The organism is Cupriavidus pauculus, assembly GCF_008801835.1.
Lineage (GTDB): Bacteria > Pseudomonadota > Gammaproteobacteria > Burkholderiales > Burkholderiaceae > Cupriavidus > Cupriavidus pauculus.
Map to the genome: position 1 here is coordinate 92,240 of NZ_VZOW01000001.1, position 19,935 is coordinate 112,174.

Annotated in this window: 15 protein-coding genes and 3 tRNA genes; 15 read left to right on the top strand and 3 right to left on the bottom strand. The window is 64.6% G+C overall.

Features of this window, described 5'->3' with window-relative positions; all coding sequences use genetic code 11:
- Positions 1 to 53: 53 nt before the first annotated feature.
- Positions 54 to 1,310, top strand: coding sequence for a Zn-dependent hydrolase (locus F7R19_RS00410; RefSeq protein WP_061957529.1), 1,257 nt, complete (start codon positions 54 to 56; stop codon positions 1,308 to 1,310).
- A gap of 21 nt (positions 1,311 to 1,331) precedes the next feature.
- Here F7R19_RS00410 and F7R19_RS00415 read toward each other — a convergent pair whose 3' ends face one another.
- Positions 1,332 to 2,117, bottom strand: a complete 786-nt coding sequence (locus tag F7R19_RS00415) for an IclR family transcriptional regulator (protein ID WP_061957530.1) — start codon at positions 2,115 to 2,117, stop codon at positions 1,332 to 1,334.
- Between the two features lie 229 nt (positions 2,118 to 2,346).
- On the opposite strand from F7R19_RS00415, the gene F7R19_RS00420 reads away from it, so the two are divergent.
- From F7R19_RS00420 to F7R19_RS00445, 6 genes are all read left to right on the top strand, one after another.
- Positions 2,347 to 3,048: a GntR family transcriptional regulator gene (locus F7R19_RS00420; protein ID WP_150979004.1), complete on the top strand. Its 702-nt coding sequence runs from the start codon at positions 2,347 to 2,349 to the stop codon at positions 3,046 to 3,048.
- A gap of 34 nt (positions 3,049 to 3,082) precedes the next feature.
- Positions 3,083 to 3,760, top strand: a complete 678-nt coding sequence (locus F7R19_RS00425; RefSeq protein WP_150979005.1) for a DUF2848 domain-containing protein — start codon at positions 3,083 to 3,085, stop codon at positions 3,758 to 3,760.
- 8 nt (positions 3,761 to 3,768) lie between these two features.
- Positions 3,769 to 5,103 (top strand): amidase, encoded by a 1,335-nt coding sequence (locus tag F7R19_RS00430; protein ID WP_150979006.1) that lies wholly within the window; start codon positions 3,769 to 3,771, stop codon positions 5,101 to 5,103.
- Positions 5,104 to 5,264: 161 nt separating this feature from the next.
- Positions 5,265 to 6,557 carry an MFS transporter gene (locus tag F7R19_RS00435; RefSeq protein ID WP_223505952.1) on the top strand — a complete coding sequence of 431 codons (1,293 nt, stop codon included), beginning with the start codon at positions 5,265 to 5,267 and terminating at the stop codon, positions 6,555 to 6,557.
- A 199-nt stretch (positions 6,558 to 6,756) separates the two neighbouring features.
- Positions 6,757 to 6,843: transfer RNA gene (locus F7R19_RS00440), tRNA-Leu, on the top strand.
- A gap of 145 nt (positions 6,844 to 6,988) precedes the next feature.
- Positions 6,989 to 8,254 carry a TIGR03862 family flavoprotein gene (locus F7R19_RS00445; protein WP_150979008.1) on the top strand — a complete coding sequence of 422 codons (1,266 nt, stop codon included), beginning with the start codon at positions 6,989 to 6,991 and terminating at the stop codon, positions 8,252 to 8,254.
- An 81-nt stretch (positions 8,255 to 8,335) separates the two neighbouring features.
- On the opposite strand, the gene F7R19_RS00450 is transcribed toward F7R19_RS00445, so the two are convergent.
- On the bottom strand, positions 8,336 to 9,229 hold the full coding sequence (locus F7R19_RS00450; RefSeq protein WP_150979009.1) for a DMT family transporter: 894 nt from the start codon (positions 9,227 to 9,229) through the stop codon (positions 8,336 to 8,338).
- Between the two features lie 283 nt (positions 9,230 to 9,512).
- Between F7R19_RS00450 and F7R19_RS00455 the strand changes: the two genes are divergently transcribed.
- Positions 9,513 to 9,851: a VanZ family protein gene (locus tag F7R19_RS00455; RefSeq protein ID WP_227459546.1), complete on the top strand. Its 339-nt coding sequence runs from the start codon at positions 9,513 to 9,515 to the stop codon at positions 9,849 to 9,851.
- On the opposite strand, the gene F7R19_RS00460 is transcribed toward F7R19_RS00455, so the two are convergent.
- Entirely contained in the window at positions 9,826 to 10,683 is an 858-nt protein-coding gene (locus tag F7R19_RS00460) for a 23S rRNA (adenine(2030)-N(6))-methyltransferase RlmJ (RefSeq protein WP_061957536.1), read from the bottom strand. The genes F7R19_RS00455 and F7R19_RS00460 overlap by 26 nt on opposite strands.
- Before the next feature lie 126 nt (positions 10,684 to 10,809).
- Here F7R19_RS00460 and mnmC point away from each other — a divergent pair, with 126 nt between their 5' ends.
- From mnmC to F7R19_RS00495, 7 genes are all read left to right on the top strand, one after another.
- Positions 10,810 to 12,813 (top strand): bifunctional tRNA (5-methylaminomethyl-2-thiouridine)(34)-methyltransferase MnmD/FAD-dependent 5-carboxymethylaminomethyl-2-thiouridine(34) oxidoreductase MnmC, encoded by a 2,004-nt coding sequence (gene mnmC / locus F7R19_RS00465; protein WP_150979010.1) that lies wholly within the window; start codon positions 10,810 to 10,812, stop codon positions 12,811 to 12,813.
- A 162-nt stretch (positions 12,814 to 12,975) separates the two neighbouring features.
- On the top strand, positions 12,976 to 14,325 hold the full coding sequence (tig, locus tag F7R19_RS00470; protein WP_150979011.1) for a trigger factor: 1,350 nt from the start codon (positions 12,976 to 12,978) through the stop codon (positions 14,323 to 14,325).
- Positions 14,326 to 14,428: 103 nt separating this feature from the next.
- Positions 14,429 to 15,079 (top strand): ATP-dependent Clp endopeptidase proteolytic subunit ClpP, encoded by a 651-nt coding sequence (gene clpP, locus F7R19_RS00475; RefSeq protein WP_019448432.1) that lies wholly within the window; start codon positions 14,429 to 14,431, stop codon positions 15,077 to 15,079.
- A gap of 276 nt (positions 15,080 to 15,355) precedes the next feature.
- A complete protein-coding gene (clpX, locus tag F7R19_RS00480) occupies positions 15,356 to 16,633 on the top strand; it encodes an ATP-dependent Clp protease ATP-binding subunit ClpX (RefSeq protein ID WP_061957788.1) in 1,278 nt (425 codons plus the stop codon).
- Positions 16,634 to 16,899: 266 nt separating this feature from the next.
- Positions 16,900 to 19,311 carry an endopeptidase La gene (lon, locus tag F7R19_RS00485; RefSeq protein WP_061957793.1) on the top strand — a complete coding sequence of 804 codons (2,412 nt, stop codon included), beginning with the start codon at positions 16,900 to 16,902 and terminating at the stop codon, positions 19,309 to 19,311.
- A gap of 255 nt (positions 19,312 to 19,566) precedes the next feature.
- Positions 19,567 to 19,642, top strand: a tRNA-Val gene (locus F7R19_RS00490).
- A 45-nt stretch (positions 19,643 to 19,687) separates the two neighbouring features.
- Positions 19,688 to 19,764, top strand: a tRNA-Asp gene (locus tag F7R19_RS00495).
- The last annotated feature ends 171 nt before the right edge of the window (positions 19,765 to 19,935 follow it).

The following is a 19,935-nucleotide window of genomic DNA, read 5'->3' on the forward strand; positions in this document are numbered from 1 at the left end:
TCTGCTTCTTGCTGGATCGATGCCGACGCTCACTCACTGCAGACAACAAAGACATGGATTCGCAATTCACTCCCCGCATCAATGGCGCCCGCCTGTGGCAATCGCTGATGGATCTCGGCGCGATCGGCGCCACGCCGAAGGGCGGCGTGTGCCGTATCGCGCTGACCGAGGAAGACCGCAAGGGGCGCGACCTCGTGGTGAGCTGGTGCCGCGAGGCCGGGCTGGACGTGCGCGTGGACGAGATCGGCAATGTGTTTGCGCGCCGCGCGGGCACCGATCCCACCGCGCCGGCCGTGGCGACTGGCAGCCATATCGACACGCAACCGTCTGGCGGCAAGTTCGACGGCAACTTCGGCGTACTGGCGGGATTGGAAGTCATGCGCACGCTCAACGACCTCGGCATCCGCACGCGCGCGCCGCTGGAGGTGGCGTTCTGGACCAACGAGGAAGGCACCCGCTTTACGCCGGTGATGATGGGATCGGGCGTGTTCGCGGGTGTGTTCGACGCCGCGTTCGCCTGCGCGCAGCAGGATCGCGACGGCATCAGCGTGGGCGATGCGCTGGGTGCGATCGGCTATCGTGGCGCGCAGCGCGCGGGCGATGTGCCGGGCGGCATGTATGCGGCGTATTTCGAGGCGCATATCGAGCAGGGGCCGGTGCTGGAAGCAGCGGGCCTGCCGATCGGCGTGGTGTCCGGCGCGCTCGGACAGCAATGGTACGACGTGACCGTGATCGGCCAGGACGCGCACGCGGGCCCCACGCCGCTGGCGCTGCGCCACGACGCGCTGCTGGCATCGGCACGGATGATCGAGACCGTCAATCGCATCGCGCGCGACGAGGCGCCGCATGGGCGCGGCACGGTTGGCTTTGTCGAGGTCAAGCCGAACTCGCGCAACGTGATCCCCGGGCGCGTGGATTTTTCGGTGGACTTCCGCAATCTGTCGCAGGATGGCCTCGACCGCATGGATGCGGCGATGCGCGGCGCGTTTGCGGGCATCGCCGAGGCGGCGGGCGTCAGCGTCGAGATCCGCCAGGTGGTCAAGTTCGAACCGTGCCTGTTTGCGCCGGCGTGCGTGGACAGCGTGCGCCGCGCCGCCGCGCGCCTGGGACTGCCGCATATGGACGTGGTCAGCGGGGCCGGTCATGACGCGGTGTACATCGCCCAACGCGCGCCAACGGGCATGATCTTCGTGCCGTGCAAGGACGGCATCAGCCACAACGAACTCGAAGACGCGCTGCCCGAACATATCGAGGCGGGCGCCAATGTGCTGCTGCAGGCCATGCTCGAGCACGCTGGCGGCAGTCAGTAAGGCTGCGCCGCTACCCGGCGGTCAATGCGAGATCGATCGGGAAATTGCCCACGCGCACTCGATCACCAGCGGCGCCAGTTTTTTCTGCGCCTCTTCCATCGTCCAGCGGCTGGCGGGCGGCGACACGTGCACCGCGCCGACCGCTTCGCCGCGGCTGTTCACGATGGGCGCGCCGATGCCCATGTCGCCCAGGAACAGCTCTTCCTCGTTGCAGGCATAGCCGACGCTGCGGCAGGCCACCACGCGCTGCATGATCTGGTCGACATCGGTCAGCGTGGCCGGCGTGCGTGCCGGCCGCGCTGACGCTTCCAGCATCGCCCGGGCCTGATCGTCGGGCAGCGTGCTAAGCCACGCGCGGCCTGAACTCGTGCAGTACATCGGAATGCGCATGCCGACGGGCGTCAGTACCGGCATGTGCTTAGCGGTCATCAACTGCGCCACGTAGACCATGTCGAGCCCGACCGGCTCGGTCAGATTCGCGGTTTCGCCACTCGCGTTGGCCAGTTGCGAGAGATAGGGGCTGGCGATCGGTATCAGCGCATCGGCGGCCAGATAGTTGTAGCCGATCTCCATCACCTTCGGCGTCAGGCGGAAGCGTCGCGTCTGCGGGTGCTTGTCGATGTACCCGAGCCGTTCCAGCGTGTGCACGGTGCGCTGCGCCGAACTCTTGGACATGCCCGCCAGTTCGGCCAGTTCGGCCAGCGTCAGCGTACGGTGAACCGCGCCGAAGGCGCGCAGCGCCTGCAGCCCTTTTTCCAGTGACTGGTTGAACAGCGGGTCGGGGCGGTCGTCGTCGGCTGCGCTCATAAGGATTGGATCGGCGGCACCATCGCTGTGATCCGCTGCACCACGATGGCTGAATATTGCACCAAGATATATAAGAATCGATTATCGATTCGGAACGGATGCGGCATGATACCGGGCGCGCGCCAAACCTGTCGCGTTCTAGTGTTTACCCCTAGATATTTCCCGGTTGTGCGCAGTGAAATATCACACTAGTATCACTGCAACTTCAAATGCAGACCGAGATGTCGCCATGGTGAATCCGATCCGGCTGGTTGACGCCGCCGCTGCCGCCGCGCCCGCTGCGCTGACGCCCGCCCAGAGCGGCGCTGCGCTGCGCGAGCAGGCCTATACCGAAATCAAGCGCCGCATCATCGCGTGCGAATTCCGCCCGGGCGAGCCGCTCAACGAAGCGCAGGTGGCCACGCTGCTGGGCCTGGGCCGCACGCCCGTGCATCAGGCGCTGCATCGGCTGGAAGTGGAAGGGCTGGTCTCTATCCTGCCGCGCAAGGGCGTACTGGTGACGCCGCTGTCGCTCAACGAAGTGCTCGATATGATCGAAGTGCGCGCCACCAACGAGGTGCTGTGCGCCACGCTGGCCTGCGAACGCGGGCACGACAGCGATTTCAAGGCGATGCGCGAAATCGTCGACCGCTCCCCGGACCTGATCGCGCGCCGCGATATTCCCGCGCTGGCATCGCTGGACCTGAAGTTCCATACCGCGATGTCGGCCGCATCGCGCAACCGCGTACTGGCCGAACTGCTGCGCGGCCTGCATGAAAAGCAGGCGCGTTTCTGGTTCCTGTCGCTGTCCGATCCCCAGCACCTCGAGAACGTCTATCAGGAGCACCTCGAGATCATCGACGCGCTGGAACGGCGCGACGTGCCCGCGCTGCGCGAGGCCGTCCGTGAACACATCGACGAATTCCGGAAGAACATCATCCGGACGCTCTGACCGAATTTTTCCCCTCGTAACAAGGTAGTAAGCCATGCCGACACTGCATCTCCAGGTAGCCGGCGGGGGCGCGCTCGCCCTCGACATCGAACGATTGATCATCGCCGGCTGGACCGGCCGCGACCTGGACGCCGTCCAGCATCACATCGACGAACTGAAGGCCATCGGCGTCAAGCCGCCGGCCACCGTGCCGACCTTCTATCCGCTGGCCGCCCAACTGCTGACCACCGACGACGTGCTGGAAGTGCCGCGCGGCGATTCGTCGGGCGAAACCGAATTCGTGCTGCTGCAAGGCGCCGATGCGCTCTACATCGGCATCGGATCGGACCACACGGACCGCAAGGTCGAGGCCTACGACGTCACCGTCTCCAAGCAGATGTGCGCCAAGCCGATCGGCCACGAAGTGTGGCGTTTCGATGAGGTCGCCGATCACTGGGACGCGCTGGAAATGCGCTGCTGGCGCGTGCGCGACGGCCAGCGCGCGCTGTATCAGGAAGGCAAGGTCACGCGCCTGCTGGATCCGCGCGACCTGATCGAGCGGCTGACCGGTGAAGCGCAACTGCCGCCCGGTACCGCGATGTTCTGCGGCACGCAGGCAGTCATCGGCGAACTGGGCCACGGCGACGCCTTCGAGGTGGAGCTGCACGATCCCGTGCGCAACCGCACGCTGCGCCACGCGTATCGCGTCGAAGCACTGGCGGTGGCGGAATGAGCGCGCCGATGACCTCCGGGCCGAAGGCCCCGACGATCGCGGAACTGGCGGCAGCGCTGGCGGCGGGCCACACCACCAGTGTGGCGCTGACCGAGGCCGCGCTGGCAAAGATCGAGCGCCATCGCGAGGCCGGCGGCGCGGCGTTCATGAGCGTGGACGCACAGGGCGCGCTGGCGCAGGCACGCGCCGCCGATCAGGCGCGCGCGGCCGGCTATGTTGCATCGCCGCTGGCCGGCTTGCCGATATCGATCAAGGATCTGTTCGACGTGCGCGGCCAGGTGACGCGCGCGGGATCGAAGGCGCTCGAAGGCAGCGCCCCGGCGCAGGCGGATGCCCCGGCGGTGGCGCGTCTGCGCGCCGCTGGCGCGGTGCTGATCGGACGCACCAATATGAGCGAGTTCGCGTTCTCGGGGCTGGGCCTCAATCCGCACTACGGCACGCCGCGCACGCCGTTTGACGCCGCGTGCATCAGCGGCGGCTCCACCTCTGGCGGCGCGGTGAGCGTGGCCGAGGAGATGGCCGTGGCTGCGCTCGGCACCGATACGGGCGGCTCGATCCGCATTCCGTCGGCATTCTGCGGGCTCACCGGATTCAAGCCGACCGCGCGGCGCGTGCCGCTCGACGGCGCGGTGCCGCTTTCCACGTCGCTCGATTCCGCGGGGCCGCTGGCGCGCTCGGTGGCATGTTGCGCCGCGATGGATGCGGTACTGAGCGGCGAAACGCTCGACACGCGCGCGGCGGACTTGCGCGGCGCGCGTCTGTATGTGACGCGCGATTTCGTCGGCGAAGGGCTTGACGCGGCCGTGGCGCAGGCATTCGAGGCGACGCTCGGCTTGCTGTCGACGCAGGGTGCGCAGATCGTTGAGTTCGATTTCCCGGAACTGCGGCGCCTGCCCGAAATCAACGCCGCTGGCGGCCTGACCGCCGCGGAGGCGTGGGCCTGGCATCGCACGTTGCTCCAGGAAAAGGGCGACCAGTATGACCAGCGCGTGGCCCAGCGGATTCGTCGCGGCGAAAAACTGACGGCCGCCGACTACATCGTCCTGTTGGCCGAGCGGCGCGCGATGCAGCAAAGCGCTGCGCAGCGGCTGCGCGATGCCGACGCCTGGCTGATGCCGAGCGTCGCGGTGCGGCCGCCGCGTCTGGATGCGCTGGAACGCGACGAGGATTTCTTTGCAACCAATGGCCTGGTGTTGCGCAACGCCAGCGTGATCAATTTCCTCGATGGCTGCGCGGCTTCGTTGCCGATGGGCGACGGCATGGGGCTCGGCGTTTGCGGACTGCACGGCCGCGATGCGCGCGTGCTTCAAGTGTCCGCCGCTATCGAGCAGGCGCTGGCGTGACGCCGCGCGCGATGTCGTCGCATCGAAATTGAAGTGACGGGCGGATTCCCACGCCAGCACAACGCCCTGCGAGAGGGCTTTGCCAATGTAGCAAAGCCCCGTCAACCACACCCAAGGAGTAGCCACCGATGTCTTCCGTGATGACTGGCGCGCCACGCGCCATGGACAATTTGCCGCCAGCGCAGTTGGCGCAGCAACGCAACGAGGCGTATCGCAAGATCACCGTGCGCCTGATCCCGTTTCTCGTCTTCCTGTTCGTGCTGGCCTGGATCGATCGCGTCAACGTCGGCTTTGCCAAGCTGCAGATGCTGCAGGACCTGCAGTTCAGCGAGGCCGTGTACGGCCTGGGCGCCGGCATTTTCTTCATCGGCTACTTCCTGTTCGAGGTGCCGAGCAACCTGCTGCTCGAGAAGATCGGCGCGCGCAAAACGCTGGCGCGTATCACTATTCTCTGGGGCCTGGCGTCGATGGCGATGATTTTCGTGAAGACGCCCACGCAGTTCTACGCACTGCGCTTTCTGCTCGGCGTCTTCGAAGCGGGTTTCTTTCCGGGGGTGGTGCTGTATCTCACGTACTGGTTCCCCGCCGCGCGCCGCGCGCGCATCAACGGGCTGTTCATGACCTCGTTTGCAATTGCAGGCGTGGTCGGCGGTCCGATCGCCGGCTTCATCATGAGCGCGATGGACGGCGTCGACGGCCTGGCCAACTGGCAGTGGCTGTTCGTGATCGAGGGGATTCCGTCGGTGCTGGCCGGGATCGCCGTATTGCTGTACCTGCCCGAGAAGCCGGCCAGCGCGAAATGGCTGACGCAGCCCCAGCAGGCCATCGTCACCGGCGACGTGGAGGCCGAGGCACGCGATCCGGCCAAGCACTCGTCGTTGAAGGATGCGTTCGCCAATTCGCGCGTGTGGGTCTGCGCAGCCATCTATTTCTGCGTGGTCAGCGGCAATGCGACGATTGCGTTCTGGTCGCCTTCGATCATCAAGGAACTGGGTGTGCACGGCAACCTGCAGATCGGGCTGGTGTCGGCGATTCCGTTCGTGGCGGGCACCATCGCCATGGTGCTCAACGGCATCCATTCGGACCGCACCGGCGAGCGCCGCATGCATTGCGCGCTGGCGACGCTGCTGGCGGCGGTGGGCCTGACGCTGACGGGCTACCTGCTGCATAGCGCAGTGCTGGCGCTGGTGGCGTTGACCGTGGCGTCGATCGGCATCCTGGCGGCGTTCCCGGTGTTCTGGTCGCTGCCTTCGGCATTCCTGGCCGGCACGGCCGCCGCGGGCGGGATCGCGCTGATCAACTCGATCGGCAACCTGGCGGGCTTTGTCGCGCCCTACATGATCGGCTGGTTCAAGACCAACACCGGCCAGTTGGCCGCTGGCCTGTACTTTGTGGCGGCGCTGGAGTTCTGCGCCTCGGTGCTGGTCGTCGTTTTCATCCGCGCCCGCGCGTAATTCCGGCGGCGCCGGCGGGCAGGGCGAAGGGGGCTGGATTCCCCCCGCGCCTTGCGCTACAATCCGCATCCTTATTGCGCCGCAGGCCGAAGTTGCGCCGGCGGCACGGACGACGTTCCAGGCGCTCCCGGCGCCGCGTGCAACAAAGGCGGGCAGTTCCAGCCGCCTTTTTTGTTTTGTCAAACGCCGTCCAAGGACCGCGAGGGTGGCGAAATTGGTAGACGCACCAGGTTTAGGTCCTGACGCCAGCAATGGTGTAGGGGTTCGAGTCCCCTCCCTCGCACCACGAATTCCGGATGAGCGTGCCCCGTTCGCGGTACTCGCACGCAGCACCGCTCCCGAGCCGTTCTTCGATGGCGACAGGGCCGCGCAACGCCGCTTTGGGTAGCGATACCGCGCCATTGACGGGGTCTTTCGATTCTGCGGATGCCATGCCCGATTCCCCTCGCTCTGATCCTATTCGCCATGAAGGCGCCGTTGTCATCGGCGGCGGGCCTGCCGGCTTGATGGCGGCCGAAACACTGGCCGCGCAGGGCGTCGCGGTGCATCTCTACGACGCCATGCCGTCGCTTGGGCGCAAATTCCTCATGGCGGGCAAGGGCGGCATGAATATCACGCATTCCGAGTCGGCGGACGCATTCGTGCGCCGCTATGGCGCGCGTGCGGACCGGATCGGGCCGATGCTTGACGCGTTGAGTCCGGAGCGTCTGCGCGCCTGGGTGCATGCGCTTGGCATCGACACGTTTGTCGGCAGTTCGGGCCGTGTGTTTCCCACCGACATGAAGGCCGCGCCCTTGCTGCGTGCGTGGCTGCATCGGGTGCGCGAATCGGGCGTGCGGATCCATACCCGGCATCGCTGGACCGGTTTTGGCCAGTCGAGCGATGGTTGGCATGTGCTGCGCCTTGCCACCCGGGAAGGGGAAGTCGAGGTGGCGGCCCGGGCCGTGGTGCTGGCACTGGGTGGCGGCAGTTGGGCGCGCCTTGGATCCGACGGAGCATGGCTGCCGATACTGGCGGCGCGCGGCGTGGGCATGGCGCCATTGCGGCCGGCCAATTGCGGGTTCGATGTCGAGTGGAGCGAGCTGTTCCGCGTCCGCCATGCGGGCGATCCGGTGAAATCGGTGGCGCTCGGCGTCACCGCGCTGGACGGCACGGTATGGCAGCGCCAGGGCGAGTTCGTGATCAGCGAATCCGGCATCGAAGGCAGTCTGGTCTACGCGCTATCCGCTCCGATCCGCGATCTGATCGATGCGCATGGGCACGCCACCGTCACGCTGGATCTGGCACCGGGCCGCTCGGTCGAGAACGTCGCCGCGGAGGTGGCGCGACCGCGTGGCTCGCGCTCGGTATCGAGCCATCTGCAGAGCCGGCTGGGCATCACGGGCGTCAAGGCGACATTGCTGCGCGAGGTGCTCGACAAGGACGCGATGCATGATCCGGCGGCGCTCGCCGCGGCCATCAAGGCGCTGCCGCTGCGCCTGATACGGGCGCGGCCGATCGACGAAGTCATCAGCTCGGCCGGCGGCGTCCGCTTCGAGGCGATGGACGATCGGCTGATGCTGAGCGCGATGCCCGGCGTGTTCTGCGCAGGGGAAATGCTGGACTGGGAAGCGCCCACCGGCGGATACCTGCTGACGGCGTGCTTCGCCAGTGGGCAGGTGGCGGGCGCAGGCGCTGCGCAATTTTTGCGGACGTGATTGCGCGTGGGGATCGCTGGCCGGAGCGCGTCCGCTAGTCGTGCGGCGGGTGATGGGGGCGTTTTCGCGAGGCCGGCGGGTCTAACGACGCTGGGCGAGCCAGATGCCCACCGCGATAAAGGCCAACCCTATCCCGTGATACCAATGCGGCGACTCGCCCAGCAGCACGGTTGAAAGCACGGCCGCAAACAGCGGAGTGAGCGTAATAAAGAAAACCGGCAATTGGGCGCCGGCGCTGGCAATCGCACGATCCCAGACGAAGTACGCCAGCAGCGACGGCACGGTGCCAACGTAGAGCAGGATCCACGCGACTTTGCCGTTCCACTCCAGCGGTTGCGCGAGCACGCTGATTTCCCAGACGGAGAGCGGAATACTGGCGATCACGCCGGTAACGATCTGCGCGAGCAGCAGCGCGGGCAACGGCAGGTCGGGGCGGTTCTTGCGCAGCAGCCACGTATAGAAGCTCCATGCGACGGTTGCGGCGAGCATATAGAGGTCGCCGGGGACGAACGCGAGTTGCGTCAGCCGCTGCGGTTCGCCACGCATCAGGACGAACGTCACGCCGACCAGGCACAGCAGCGCGCCGGCCACATGCCACGCGCGGAAGCGCTCCCGGAAGAACCCGGCGCCGATGATCAGCAGGAAAAGCGGAGTCGACGCGCCGATCAGCGTGACGTTGATCGGCGTCGATGTGGTGAGCGCCAGATATTGGAATGCGTTATAGCTGGCGATCGACAGCAGGCCCATGGCGGTCAGAATGCCCGCATGACGCCGCAGTGTGTCGCGATGGGCCACGACGCCGCGCCACGCATAGGGCGCCAGCAACAGGCCGGCAATGATCCAGCGGACAAGATTCAGCGTGATCGGCGGAATGGTCCCGGCAGCCATGCGGCCGACAATCGCGTTGCCGGCCCAGGCCAGCGGCGGGAATGTCAGCAGGAACAGCGTGGTCGGGTCGATGCGGGTCTTGGTCATCGTAGGGAAGATCGCCGCCGCAGTGCCCTCGCAACATGCCGGCGGACGTTACAGGATCCGGCAATATACGTCCCCACGGGAAATGCCGCTCAAACGCCGCCCGATCCCCCTTGGGAGCTTGGGGACTTGCGGACGTGAGTACCTGGAGGCGGGCCAGCGCCGCGAGACGGCTCGACAAGGCGCGGCTGGCTCGGCAAGGTCGGTGCAGTGCGCCACACAGCGCTGTTTCTGACTGTGCAATGATTGACAGCGTCCCGGTTCCGCCTTCCGTGCAATCAGCGCAGTGTTTCGTCTCGCAACTTCACATTTCCGGTTGTTATTCGCCGTCTGCGCGCTGGTCGTGCTGATCCTGGCATTGCTGCCGCCATCGGTGCCCGAGCCGACCACCGGCTGGGACAAGTCCAATCATCTGCTGGCGTTTGGAGTGCTGACGATGCTGGGCGCGCGCGGCTGGCCGGGGCGGCCGTGGCGTCTGCTGGTCGGCATGATCGCCTACGGCGGCTTGATCGAGTTGCTGCAGTCGATGACCGGCTATCGCGACGCCTCGTGGCTCGACCTGGTGGCCGATGCCTGCGGGATCGCGATCGGCATGCTGTTCAGCTCTCGAGCGATTCGAGTGTGAAGCGCGCGCCGTCGTCCTGGCCCAGCAGGTCCACCAGCGTCGGCATGGCGTCCTGCAGCGCGGCTTTGAGCGTCCATGGCGGGTTCACGATGAACATGCCGCTGCCGTGCAGACCCAATCCGCCTTCGACGGGATGCTTGACGGTCAGCGTGACATGCAGCCAGCTCTTGAGCGGCAGCCGCTTGAGCTGCGCCGGCAATTGCGTCGATTCGCGGCGCTGTACCTCGGGATACCAGATCGCGTACATGCCCGTTGCAAAGCGTTCCAGGCCGGCCTTGAGCGTATCGAGCGTGCGCGCGTAATCCTGCTTGTCCTCGTAGGACGGATCGATCAATACCAGCGCGCGGCGCGGCGGGGGCGGAAGGATCGCCTTGATGCCGGTGAAGCCATCGCCGTCGTACAGCATGACCTTGCGGCCGGCGCCGCGGAAGTTGTCGCGCAACACCTGGATCTCGGTGCTGTGCAGCTCGAACAGGCGCAGGCGGTCGGCGTCGCGCAGCATTTGCCACGCCAGCCATGGCGAGCCAGGGTAATGCTTGAGTGCGCCGTCCGGGTTCAGTTCGCGCACCTGTTCCAGGTATGCCTCCAGCAAGCCGGGCAGCGCCGTGCCGGCGGCCGACGCGCGCCAGAGCGGCCCGATGCCGGTTTCGAATTCGGACTTCTTTTGCGCATAGGCATGGTCCAGCGCGTAGAGCCCGGCGCCGGCGTGAGTGTCGACATACCAGAACGGCTTGTCCTTCTGCGTCAGGTAGTCGAGCAGCTGGACTACGACGGCGTGCTTGAGAACATCGGCATGATTGCCGGCGTGAAAGGCGTGACGATAACTGAGCATGGCGGCGGGGAATGACGGCGCGCAAATGTCGCGTGGGAATCCGGTTGGGCTTGGTATTCCGGGCGGTTTGCGGGAAGGGCGCTATGCTACCATCCGCCGCCATTTCCGGCCGTATATCCATCCGCCATGTCGCGTGCTCTCGAGCCTGCCGAGCCCGTTTTCTCCGAAGACGGCATTCCCTATTCGCCGCGTTACGACGATGTCTATCACAGCACCGCCGGCGGCCTGGAACAGGCGCGGCACGTATTCCTGGGCGGCAACGGCCTGCCCGGCAACTGGGCGCGGCGCGAGCAATTCGTCATCGTCGAAACCGGTTTTGGGCAGGGGCTCAATTTCCTCGCGACCTGGCAGGCCTGGCGTGACGATCCGCAGCGCTGTCGCCGCCTGCATTTCGTCTCGATCGAAAAGCACCCGTTCACGCGCGACGGCCTGGCGCGGCTGCACGCCGCGCTGGGCGATCTGCTGCCACTGGCCACGCAACTGCAGGCGCAATGGCCCGATGCGCTGCCGGGACTGCACCGGTTGAGTTTCGAGGACGGCGTGATAACGCTGACGCTCGCCTTCGGCGATATCGAGACGATGCTGCCGCGGCTTGCGCTCGGCGCCGACGGTTTCTATCTCGACGGTTTTTCGCCGTCGCGCAATGCCGACATGTGGTCGGATTCGGTCTTTCGTGGCCTGGGCAGGCTCGCCCGGATGGGCGCCACGCTGGCCACCTATACCGCGGCCGGCTTCGTGCGCCGCGGGTTGCAGGCCGCGGGTTTTGTGGTGACAAAAGCGCCGGGCTTTGCCGGCAAGCGCGACATGATCGCCGCGCATTTCGCCCCGGCCTGGAAAAATCGCCGCTATGCGCCGCCCGACGCCGCGCACTGGCCGGACCGGCATGCCATCGTGATCGGCGCCGGACTGGCCGGCTGTGCGGTGTCGGAGCGACTGGCCGCGCGCGGCTGGCGCGTGACGCTATTCGATCAGCACGACGCGCAGGCCCGGCAGACGTCGGCTCACCGCGCAGCCGCGATGCATGCGCATGTGTCGGCCGACGACAGTGTGCTGTCGCGCCTGTCGCGCGCGGGAAATCTCCACGCGTTGCGGGCGTGGCATGCGCTGGAGGCAGCCGGCCACAAGGTCGGCTGGCACGGCTGCGGCGTGCTGCAGATCGGCGAGGACGCTGCCGACAATGCGGCGCAACGCGCGGCCCTGCAGACGCTCGGGTTTCCGGAATCGTTCGTGCGCTGGATGTCGGCCGACGAGGCGGCGCGTGAGCACGATGCGCCCGTGCCGCGCGGCGGTTTGTGGTTTCCGCAAGGCGGCTGGGTCGCGCCGCCGGACATCTGTCGCGCACAACTGGCCAAGGCCGGGGCCGCCGTGGACGCGCGCTTCAACTGCCGCGTGGCGTCGCTGGCGCATGTCGAAGGCGAATGGCATGCGCTGGGCGAGGGCGGCGAACTGCTGGCGCGCGCGCCGCTGGCAGTGCTGGCAAATGCGCATGAAGCCGAACGGCTGGTATCGGGCCGGTTCCTCGCGCTGCGGCGCATTCGCGGCCAGTTGACCGATCTGGACTCACGGCAGGTGGAGGCGCTGGGCGCGTGGCCCGATTGCGTGGTCACCGGCAACGGCTACCTGTTGCCGCGCGGCGAGCGGGGCGATGCGCGCGTGGGATCGAGCTACGACGAGGACCAGGGGCCGCTGGTCGAATGTGCCGATACCCACGCGGCCAATCTTGCGCGGCTGGCGTCGCTATTGCCCGATCGCGGCGCAGCGATCGGGCGGCTGGATCCAGCCAATTTGCGCGGTTATGTTGGCGTGCGAACGGTGACGCACAACCGCCTGCCGCTGATCGGCCGCATCGCCGACGACACCGCGGCGCTGGCGCGCGCCGAAGCGCTGCGCGGCGCGCATCTGCGCGATGTGCCGCGGCTGCCGGGCCTCTACGCCGCCCTTGCGTATGGCTCGCGCGGCCTCACCTGGGCAGCGTTGGGCGCGGAGCTGATCGTCTCGCAGATCGAGGGCGAGCCGTTGCCGCTGGAGGCCGACCTGGCGGATGCGCTGGACCCGGCGCGTCTGTTGTTGCGTGCCTTGCGCCACGGGCGCGCAGGCGACGGGCCGGATCCCCATTCTGAGCACGCTTAATGCCGGCAAGGGTAAAAACTGCCGGAAGCGAATGAAATCCGTGCGATAATCCGCGTTTTCCGTTTGCGCGGAGAACCACGCTCGCGAGCATTCCCGGTCGCGCAAGCGGCGGCGCGCAAGCGGATGCGCTGACAACAACATTTCTGGATTGGATTAACGACCATGTCGAACGTCATTGAAAACCTCGGCAAGCTGGACCGCAAGGTAACCCTGGCTATCCCCAAGGCCGAAGTGCAGAAGGAAACCCAGGAGCGTCTGGTTCGCCTGTCGAAGACCGTGAAGATGTCCGGTTTTCGTCCGGGCAAGGTGCCGATGAAGATGGTCGAAAAGCAATACGGCCAGCAAGTCGAGTTCGAAGTCCGCTTCGACAAGGCCGCCCGCAAGTTCTTCGACATCACGCAGGCCCAGGACGTAAAGGTTGCCGGCCAGCCGAAGTTCGACGTGAAGACCGAAGGCGTGGCCGATGACGAACTGGCCTTCGAGGCAACGTTCGAGGTCTATCCGGAAGTCAAGATCGGCGATCTGGCTTCGGCCGAAGTGACGCGCACGAAGACCGAAATCGGCGACGCGGAAATCGACAAGACCGTCGACATCCTGCGCAAGCAGCGCGTGCACTACCACGCCCGCGGCGAAGCCGGCGCGCATGGCGACGGCGGCGGCGATGTGGCGGCTCAGAATGGCGACCGCGTGACGGTCGATTTCGTTGGCAAGATCGACGGCGTCGAATTCCCCGGCGGCAAGGCGGAAGATTTCGTTTTCGTGCTGGGCGAAGGCCGCATGCTGCCCGAATTCGAGCAGGCCGCGCTGGGTCTGAAGGAAGGCGAAAGCAAGACGTTCCCGCTGGCTTTCCCCGAGGACTACCACGGCAAGGAAGTGGCCGGCAAGACCGCCGAGTTCACGATCACGCTGAAGAAGGTGGAGTGGGCGCATCTGCCGGAAGTCGATGACGCTTTCGCCAAGTCGCTCGGCATCGCCGACGGCAGCGTCGAGAAGATGCGCGCCGACATCCGCGAAAATCTCGAGCGCGAAGTCAAGCGCCGTACGCATTCGATGCTGAAGGACCAGGTCATGGAAGCTCTGCTGAAGGTCAGCGAGCTGGACGTGCCCAAGGCCCTGGTCGAGCAGGATCAGCAGCGTCTGGTGGAAATGGCGCGTCGCGATCTGGAACAGCGCGGCATGCCGAATGCCAAGGACATGCCGATTCCGGCCGAGATGTTCACGCAACAGGCCGAGCGCCGCGTGAAGCTGGGCCTGATCCTGGCCGAGATCGTCAAGGCCAACGGCCTGGAAGCCAAGCCGGAGCAGGTCAAGGCCGAGATCGAGGACTTCGCCAAGAGCTACGAAGATCCGAAGGAAGTCATGCGCTGGTACTACGGCGACCAGCAACGCCTGGCCGAGATGGAAGCCTACGTGCTCGAAAACAACGTGGTAAATTTCGTGTGCGACAAGGCCAAGGTGTCGGACAAGACGGTGTCGTTCGAAGAACTCACCGCCGCCCCGGCGCAAGCCTGACGTCGGGCTGGCCGGCAGCCGTGAATGACGCGGCGCCGGGCAACGTCGATCGGCCTGGCGCGCTGGCCGATCGACGCTATTCCTGTATATCTGGAGAACCTGCATGACTCGCAATGATTTGCTTGATCGTCTCGCTACCACGCAGGCTTCCGCCCTGGAGACCCAGGGTCTCGGACTGGTGCCGATGGTCGTCGAGCAGTCCGGCCGGGGCGAGCGCGCGTACGATATCTACTCGCGCCTGCTCAAGGAACGTGTCGTTTTCATGGTTGGCGAAGTCAACGACCAGACCGCCAATCTGGTAGTGGCCCAGTTGCTCTTCCTGGAAAGCGAGAACCCGGACAAGGACGTGTCGCTGTACATCAACTCGCCGGGCGGTTCGGTTTCCGCTGGGCTGGCGATCTACGACACGATGCAGTTCATCAAGCCCGACGTGCAAACGCTGTGCATGGGCATGGCGGCAAGCATGGGCGCATTCCTGCTGGCAGCAGGCGCCAAGGGCAAGCGCAGCGCGCTGCCGAATTCGCGGATCATGATTCACCAGCCGCTGGGCGGTGCGCGTGGTCAGGCGTCGGACATCGAGATCCAGGCGCGCGAGATTCTTTACCTGCGTGAACGTCTGAACAGCATCCTGTCGGAAGTGACGGGCCAGCCGGTGGAGAAGATTGCCCGCGACACCGATCGCGACAACTTCATGAGTGGCGACCAGGCAGTCGACTACGGCCTGATCGACAAGGTGATTTCGCGCCGCGGCTAACAATGGAGCGGGTGTGACGGCATGTCGGCTCGGCGGATTCGCTCGGAATTATCCGAGCCGGGTCCGGTGATGCCGGGCTTCTGCCGACGAAGTCTGCATCGTCCCAAATGACGCAGGCTACACCGGAACGAGGCCGCGTGCCTCGTTTTTGCGTTTTGCCCCACATGCAGGGGATGCCGCCGACTGCGCCAATTGTTTTGGCGTATGATGCGTTTTATGCGTTTCCCGTCAGGGTTTTTCCGGCGGGGGGCCACACTGCTAATGTGACTGATTCCTATGGCGGACAAAAAAGGTTCATCCAGCGAGAAGCTTCTGTATTGCTCGTTTTGCGGCAAGAGTCAGCACGAGGTGAAGAAGCTCATCGCTGGCCCGTCGGTGTTCATTTGCGATGAATGCATCGACCTGTGCAACGAGATCATCCGCGACGAGGCCACGGCGACCGACAAGGACGCCACCGCAGCTGCGCGCTCCGACCTGCCCACGCCGCACGAAATCCGCCAAAGCCTTGACCAGTATGTGATCGGTCAGGAGCAGGCCAAGAAAATTCTGGCCGTAGCGGTGTACAACCACTACAAGCGCCTCAAGCATCTCGGCAAGAAGGACGACGTCGAGCTTTCCAAGAGCAATATTCTGCTGATCGGCCCAACCGGTTCGGGCAAGACGCTGCTGGCCCAGACGCTGGCGCGCCTGCTCAACGTACCGTTCGTGATCGCCGATGCCACCACGCTGACGGAAGCCGGCTATGTCGGCGAGGATGTCGAGAACATCATCCAGAAGCTGCTGCAGAACTGCAATTACGAAGTCGAAAAGGCGCAGCGCGGCATCGTCTACATCGACGAAATCGACAAGATCTCGCGCAAGTCGGATAACCCGTCGATTACGCGCGACGTGTCCGGCGAAGGCGTCCAGCAGGCGCTGCTGAAGCTGATCGAAGGCACCATGGCCTCGGTGCCTCCGCAGGGTGGCCGCAAGCACCCGAACCAGGATTTCCTGCAGGTGGACACCACCAACATCCTGTTCATTTGCGGCGGTGCGTTCGACGGCCTCGAAAAAGTCATCATGCAGCGTTCGGACAAGACCGGTATCGGCTTCGACGCGCAAGTGCAAAGCAAGGAAGAGCGCGACGCGAGCGAAGTGCTGCCGCAGACCGAGCCGGAAGATCTGATCAAGTTCGGCCTGATTCCTGAACTGATCGGGCGCCTGCCGGTGGTTGCCACGCTGGCCAAGTTGGACGAAGCCGCGCTGATGCAGATCCTGGTCGAGCCCAAGAATGCGCTGGTCAAGCAATATCAGAAGCTGCTGGCGATGGAAGGCGTCGAACTGGAAATCCGTCCGGCCGCGCTGACGGCCATTGCCCGCAAGGCGATCCGCCGCAAGACCGGCGCCCGTGGACTGCGCTCGATCCTCGAACAATCGCTGATGGACGTGATGTACGACCTGCCGAACTACAAGGGCGTCCAGAAAGTGGTAATCGACGAAAACACCATCACCGGCGATGCGCCGCCGCTCCTGATGTATGAGGAGCAGCAGCCCAAGGTGGCGGGGTCCAACTGAACGCGGAGATCGCACTGACGCCGTATGCGCCGGACCCGCGGGGTCCTTACCAGACTGGCGAAATCTTCAAGCGGCCGTTCGCAGGGAAGCGAACGGCTTTTTTTCTTCAATTCCACAAACGAACGGGAGCAAACGCGGGTATGCTGTTTCACTGGGGGTCACAGGTGCAGTTTGCAGCACGTTTTGTGCACGGAATTGATGACGGGTATCTTGCAATCGATTCCCGTGACCCTATTTACGCCTTAAATGACTGACTGGGGAAAATGATGTCCGGAACACAACTCCTCCCGGCTGAGCCGATTCGCCTTCCACTGTTGCCGTTGCGCGACGTGGTGGTGTTTCCGCACATGGTGATCCCACTGTTCGTGGGTCGCCCGAAGTCCATCAAGGCGCTTGAGACTGCGATGGAGTCGGGTAAGAGCATCATGCTCGTGGCGCAAAAAGCGGCCGCCAAAGACGAACCGACTGCCGAAGACCTCTACGAGGTCGGTTGCATCGCCAATATCCTGCAAATGCTGAAGCTGCCCGACGGGACCGTAAAGGTGCTTGTCGAGGGTACGCAACGTGCAAACATCACCGAGGTGAGCGAGGACGATTCGCACTTCATGTGCGAAGCCGTGCCTGTGCCGCCCGCACCCGTCGAATCGGCCGAGACCGAGGCATTGCGCCGTGCGATCGTGTCGCAATTCGACCAGTACGTAAAACTCAACAAGAAGATCCCCCCGGAAATCCTGACGTCGCTGTCGGGCATTGACGAGGCCGGCCGTCTGGCCGACACCATTGCCGCGCATTTGCCGATCAAGCTCGAGCAAAAGCAGAAGATCCTGGAAATGGTGAAGGTGACCGAGCGTCTGGAGAGCCTGCTGTCGCAGCTCGAGGGCGAGATCGATATCCTGCAGGTGGAAAAGCGCATCCGTGGCCGCGTCAAGCGCCAGATGGAAAAGAGTCAGCGCGAGTACTACCTGAACGAACAGGTCAAGGCGATCCAGAAGGAACTGGGCGAGGGCGAGGAAGGCGCTGATCTTGAAGAGCTGGACAAGCGAATCAAGGCGGCCCGCATGCCCAAGGAAGCCAAGAAGAAGGCCGAAGCGGAGTTCAAGAAGCTCAAGCTGATGTCGCCGATGTCGGCCGAAGCGACTGTCGTGCGCAACTACATCGACACGCTGGTAAACCTGCCGTGGCGCAAGAAGAGCAAGGTCAACAACGACCTGGCAAACGCCGAGCGCGTGCTCGACGAGGATCACTACGGCCTCGAAAAGGTCAAGGAACGTATCCTCGAGTATCTTGCCGTGCAACAGCGCGTCGACAAGCTCAAGGCGCCGATTCTGTGCCTGGTTGGGCCTCCCGGCGTGGGCAAGACCTCGCTCGGCCAGTCGGTGGCGCGCGCCACGAACCGCAAGTTCGTGCGCATGGCGCTGGGCGGCGTGCGTGACGAGGCCGAGATCCGCGGCCACCGTCGCACCTATATCGGCTCGATGCCGGGCAAGATCCTGCAAAGCCTGTCGAAGGTCGGCGTGCGCAATCCGCTTTTCCTGCTCGACGAAATCGACAAGATGGGCATGGATTTCCGTGGCGATCCTTCGTCGGCGTTGCTGGAGGTGCTCGATCCCGAGCAAAACCACACGTTCCAGGATCACTACATCGAGGTCGATTTCGATCTGTCCGACGTGATGTTCGTGGCGACGTCGAACTCGCTGAACATCCCGCCGCCGCTGCTCGATCGTATGGAAGTGATCCGCTTGTCCGGCTATACCGAGGACGAGAAGGTCAACATTGCGACGCGCTACCTGTTGCCGAAGCAGATTCGCAACAATGGCCTGAAGCAGGGCGAGATCGAGGTCACCGAGGCAGCGATCCGCGACATCATCCGCTACTACACCCGTGAAGCGGGCGTACGTTCGCTGGAACGCGAGGTGTCGAAGATTGCCCGCAAGGTGGTCAAGCTGCTGCTGCTCAAGAAGGAATCTGGTGCGGTGAAGGTGGATTCCGACAACCTGGATAAATTCCTTGGCGTACGCAAGTACGACTTCGGCCTGGCCGGCAAGGAAAACCAGGTGGGCCAGGTGACTGGTCTGGCGTGGACCGAAGTCGGCGGCGACCTGCTGACGATCGAAGCCGCGATCATGCCGGGCAAGGGCAACATCTCGCGTACGGGTTCGCTCGGCGACGTGATGAAGGAATCGGTCGAAGCGGCGCGGTCGGTCGTGCGCTCGCGTGCGCGCCGTCTGGGTATCGCGGATGAGATGTTCGAGAAGCGCGACATTCACATCCACGTGCCCGAAGGCGCCACGCCGAAGGATGGCCCGTCGGCAGGCATTGCGATGACCACGGTGCTGGTCTCGGTGTTAACGGGCATTCCGGTGCGCGCCGACGTCGCAATGACCGGTGAAATCACGCTGCGCGGCGAAGTGCTGCCGATCGGTGGTCTCAAGGAGAAGTTGCTGGCAGCCCATCGTGGCGGCATCAAGCTGGCGCTGATTCCTGAGGAAAACGTGAAGGACCTGTCGGACATCCCCGACAACGTCAAAAACGCCATCGAGATCGTGCCGGTGCGCTGGATCGACAAGGTGCTGGAGCTGGCACTCGAGCGCAAGCCCGAGCCGCTGCCTGACGAAGAAGCCAAGCCTGCCGAAGTGGCAGACAAGGCCGCCGCGCAGGTCGAGCGTATTCATCACTGAGCGTCGCGTCATCCGCGCGTTCGAACGCCGCAGGGTAATTCCTGCGGCGTTTTTGTTTGCGTGCGCAGGCGCCCGCATCCGGTCACTCGATATGGCAGGCGAGGACCGCAAGAATCTTGCAATCAAGACTTGGCAAATCGAAAACTCTCGTATTACAATCGCGGCCTCGCAACGCAAACAGCGGCAACAAAGCAGTAACCGCCGAATCGTGCGAAGCGAGATTACCCTGCAGGCAATCGCTTGCAATGGTCTAGTGGGTGCTTAGCTCAGTTGGTAGAGCGGCGCCCTTACAAGGCGTAGGTCGGGGGTTCGAGCCCCTCAGCACCCACCACTTCACCATTGCACGCCAGCATGTTGCCAAGCCAGGGACCGACACGGAGTGGTAGTTCAGTCGGTTAGAATACCGGCCTGTCACGCCGGGGGTCGCGGGTTCGAGTCCCGTCCACTCCGCCAAACGAAAATTGCCCGCATCAGCGGGCTTTTTTGTTTTTCAGGCATGCATTCCATATTCGATCCGATGCGTGTCGGCTCGATGCGGAAAGCCTTGCGCCGCGAGCGCGCGACGCATCGCGCAGCGCACGCACTGTAAATCCCTTTCGCGTCAGATATTGCGCGCAAGCGTGG

Excerpts from the sequence above, each read along its gene's own strand:
- F7R19_RS00450 (WP_150979009.1), bottom strand. The coding sequence starts at position 9,229 with ATGACCAAGACCCGCATCGACCCGACCACGCTGTTCCTGCTGACATTC.
- F7R19_RS00435 (WP_223505952.1), top strand. The coding sequence starts at position 5,265 with ATGGACAATTTGCCGCCAGCGCAGTTGGCGCAGCAACGCAACGAGGCG.
- lon (WP_061957793.1), top strand. The coding sequence starts at position 16,900 with ATGTCCGGAACACAACTCCTCCCGGCTGAGCCGATTCGCCTTCCACTG.
- F7R19_RS00410 (WP_061957529.1), top strand. The coding sequence starts at position 54 with ATGGATTCGCAATTCACTCCCCGCATCAATGGCGCCCGCCTGTGGCAA.
- clpP (WP_019448432.1), top strand. The coding sequence starts at position 14,429 with ATGACTCGCAATGATTTGCTTGATCGTCTCGCTACCACGCAGGCTTCC.
- F7R19_RS00445 (WP_150979008.1), top strand. The coding sequence starts at position 6,989 with ATGCCCGATTCCCCTCGCTCTGATCCTATTCGCCATGAAGGCGCCGTT.
- tig (WP_150979011.1), top strand. The coding sequence starts at position 12,976 with ATGTCGAACGTCATTGAAAACCTCGGCAAGCTGGACCGCAAGGTAACC.
- F7R19_RS00415 (WP_061957530.1), bottom strand. The coding sequence starts at position 2,117 with ATGAGCGCAGCCGACGACGACCGCCCCGACCCGCTGTTCAACCAGTCA.
- F7R19_RS00460 (WP_061957536.1), bottom strand. The coding sequence starts at position 10,683 with ATGCTCAGTTATCGTCACGCCTTTCACGCCGGCAATCATGCCGATGTT.
- F7R19_RS00430 (WP_150979006.1), top strand. The coding sequence starts at position 3,769 with ATGACCTCCGGGCCGAAGGCCCCGACGATCGCGGAACTGGCGGCAGCG.
- clpX (WP_061957788.1), top strand. The coding sequence starts at position 15,356 with ATGGCGGACAAAAAAGGTTCATCCAGCGAGAAGCTTCTGTATTGCTCG.
- mnmC (WP_150979010.1), top strand. The coding sequence starts at position 10,810 with ATGTCGCGTGCTCTCGAGCCTGCCGAGCCCGTTTTCTCCGAAGACGGC.
- F7R19_RS00425 (WP_150979005.1), top strand. The coding sequence starts at position 3,083 with ATGCCGACACTGCATCTCCAGGTAGCCGGCGGGGGCGCGCTCGCCCTC.
- F7R19_RS00420 (WP_150979004.1), top strand. The coding sequence starts at position 2,347 with ATGGTGAATCCGATCCGGCTGGTTGACGCCGCCGCTGCCGCCGCGCCC.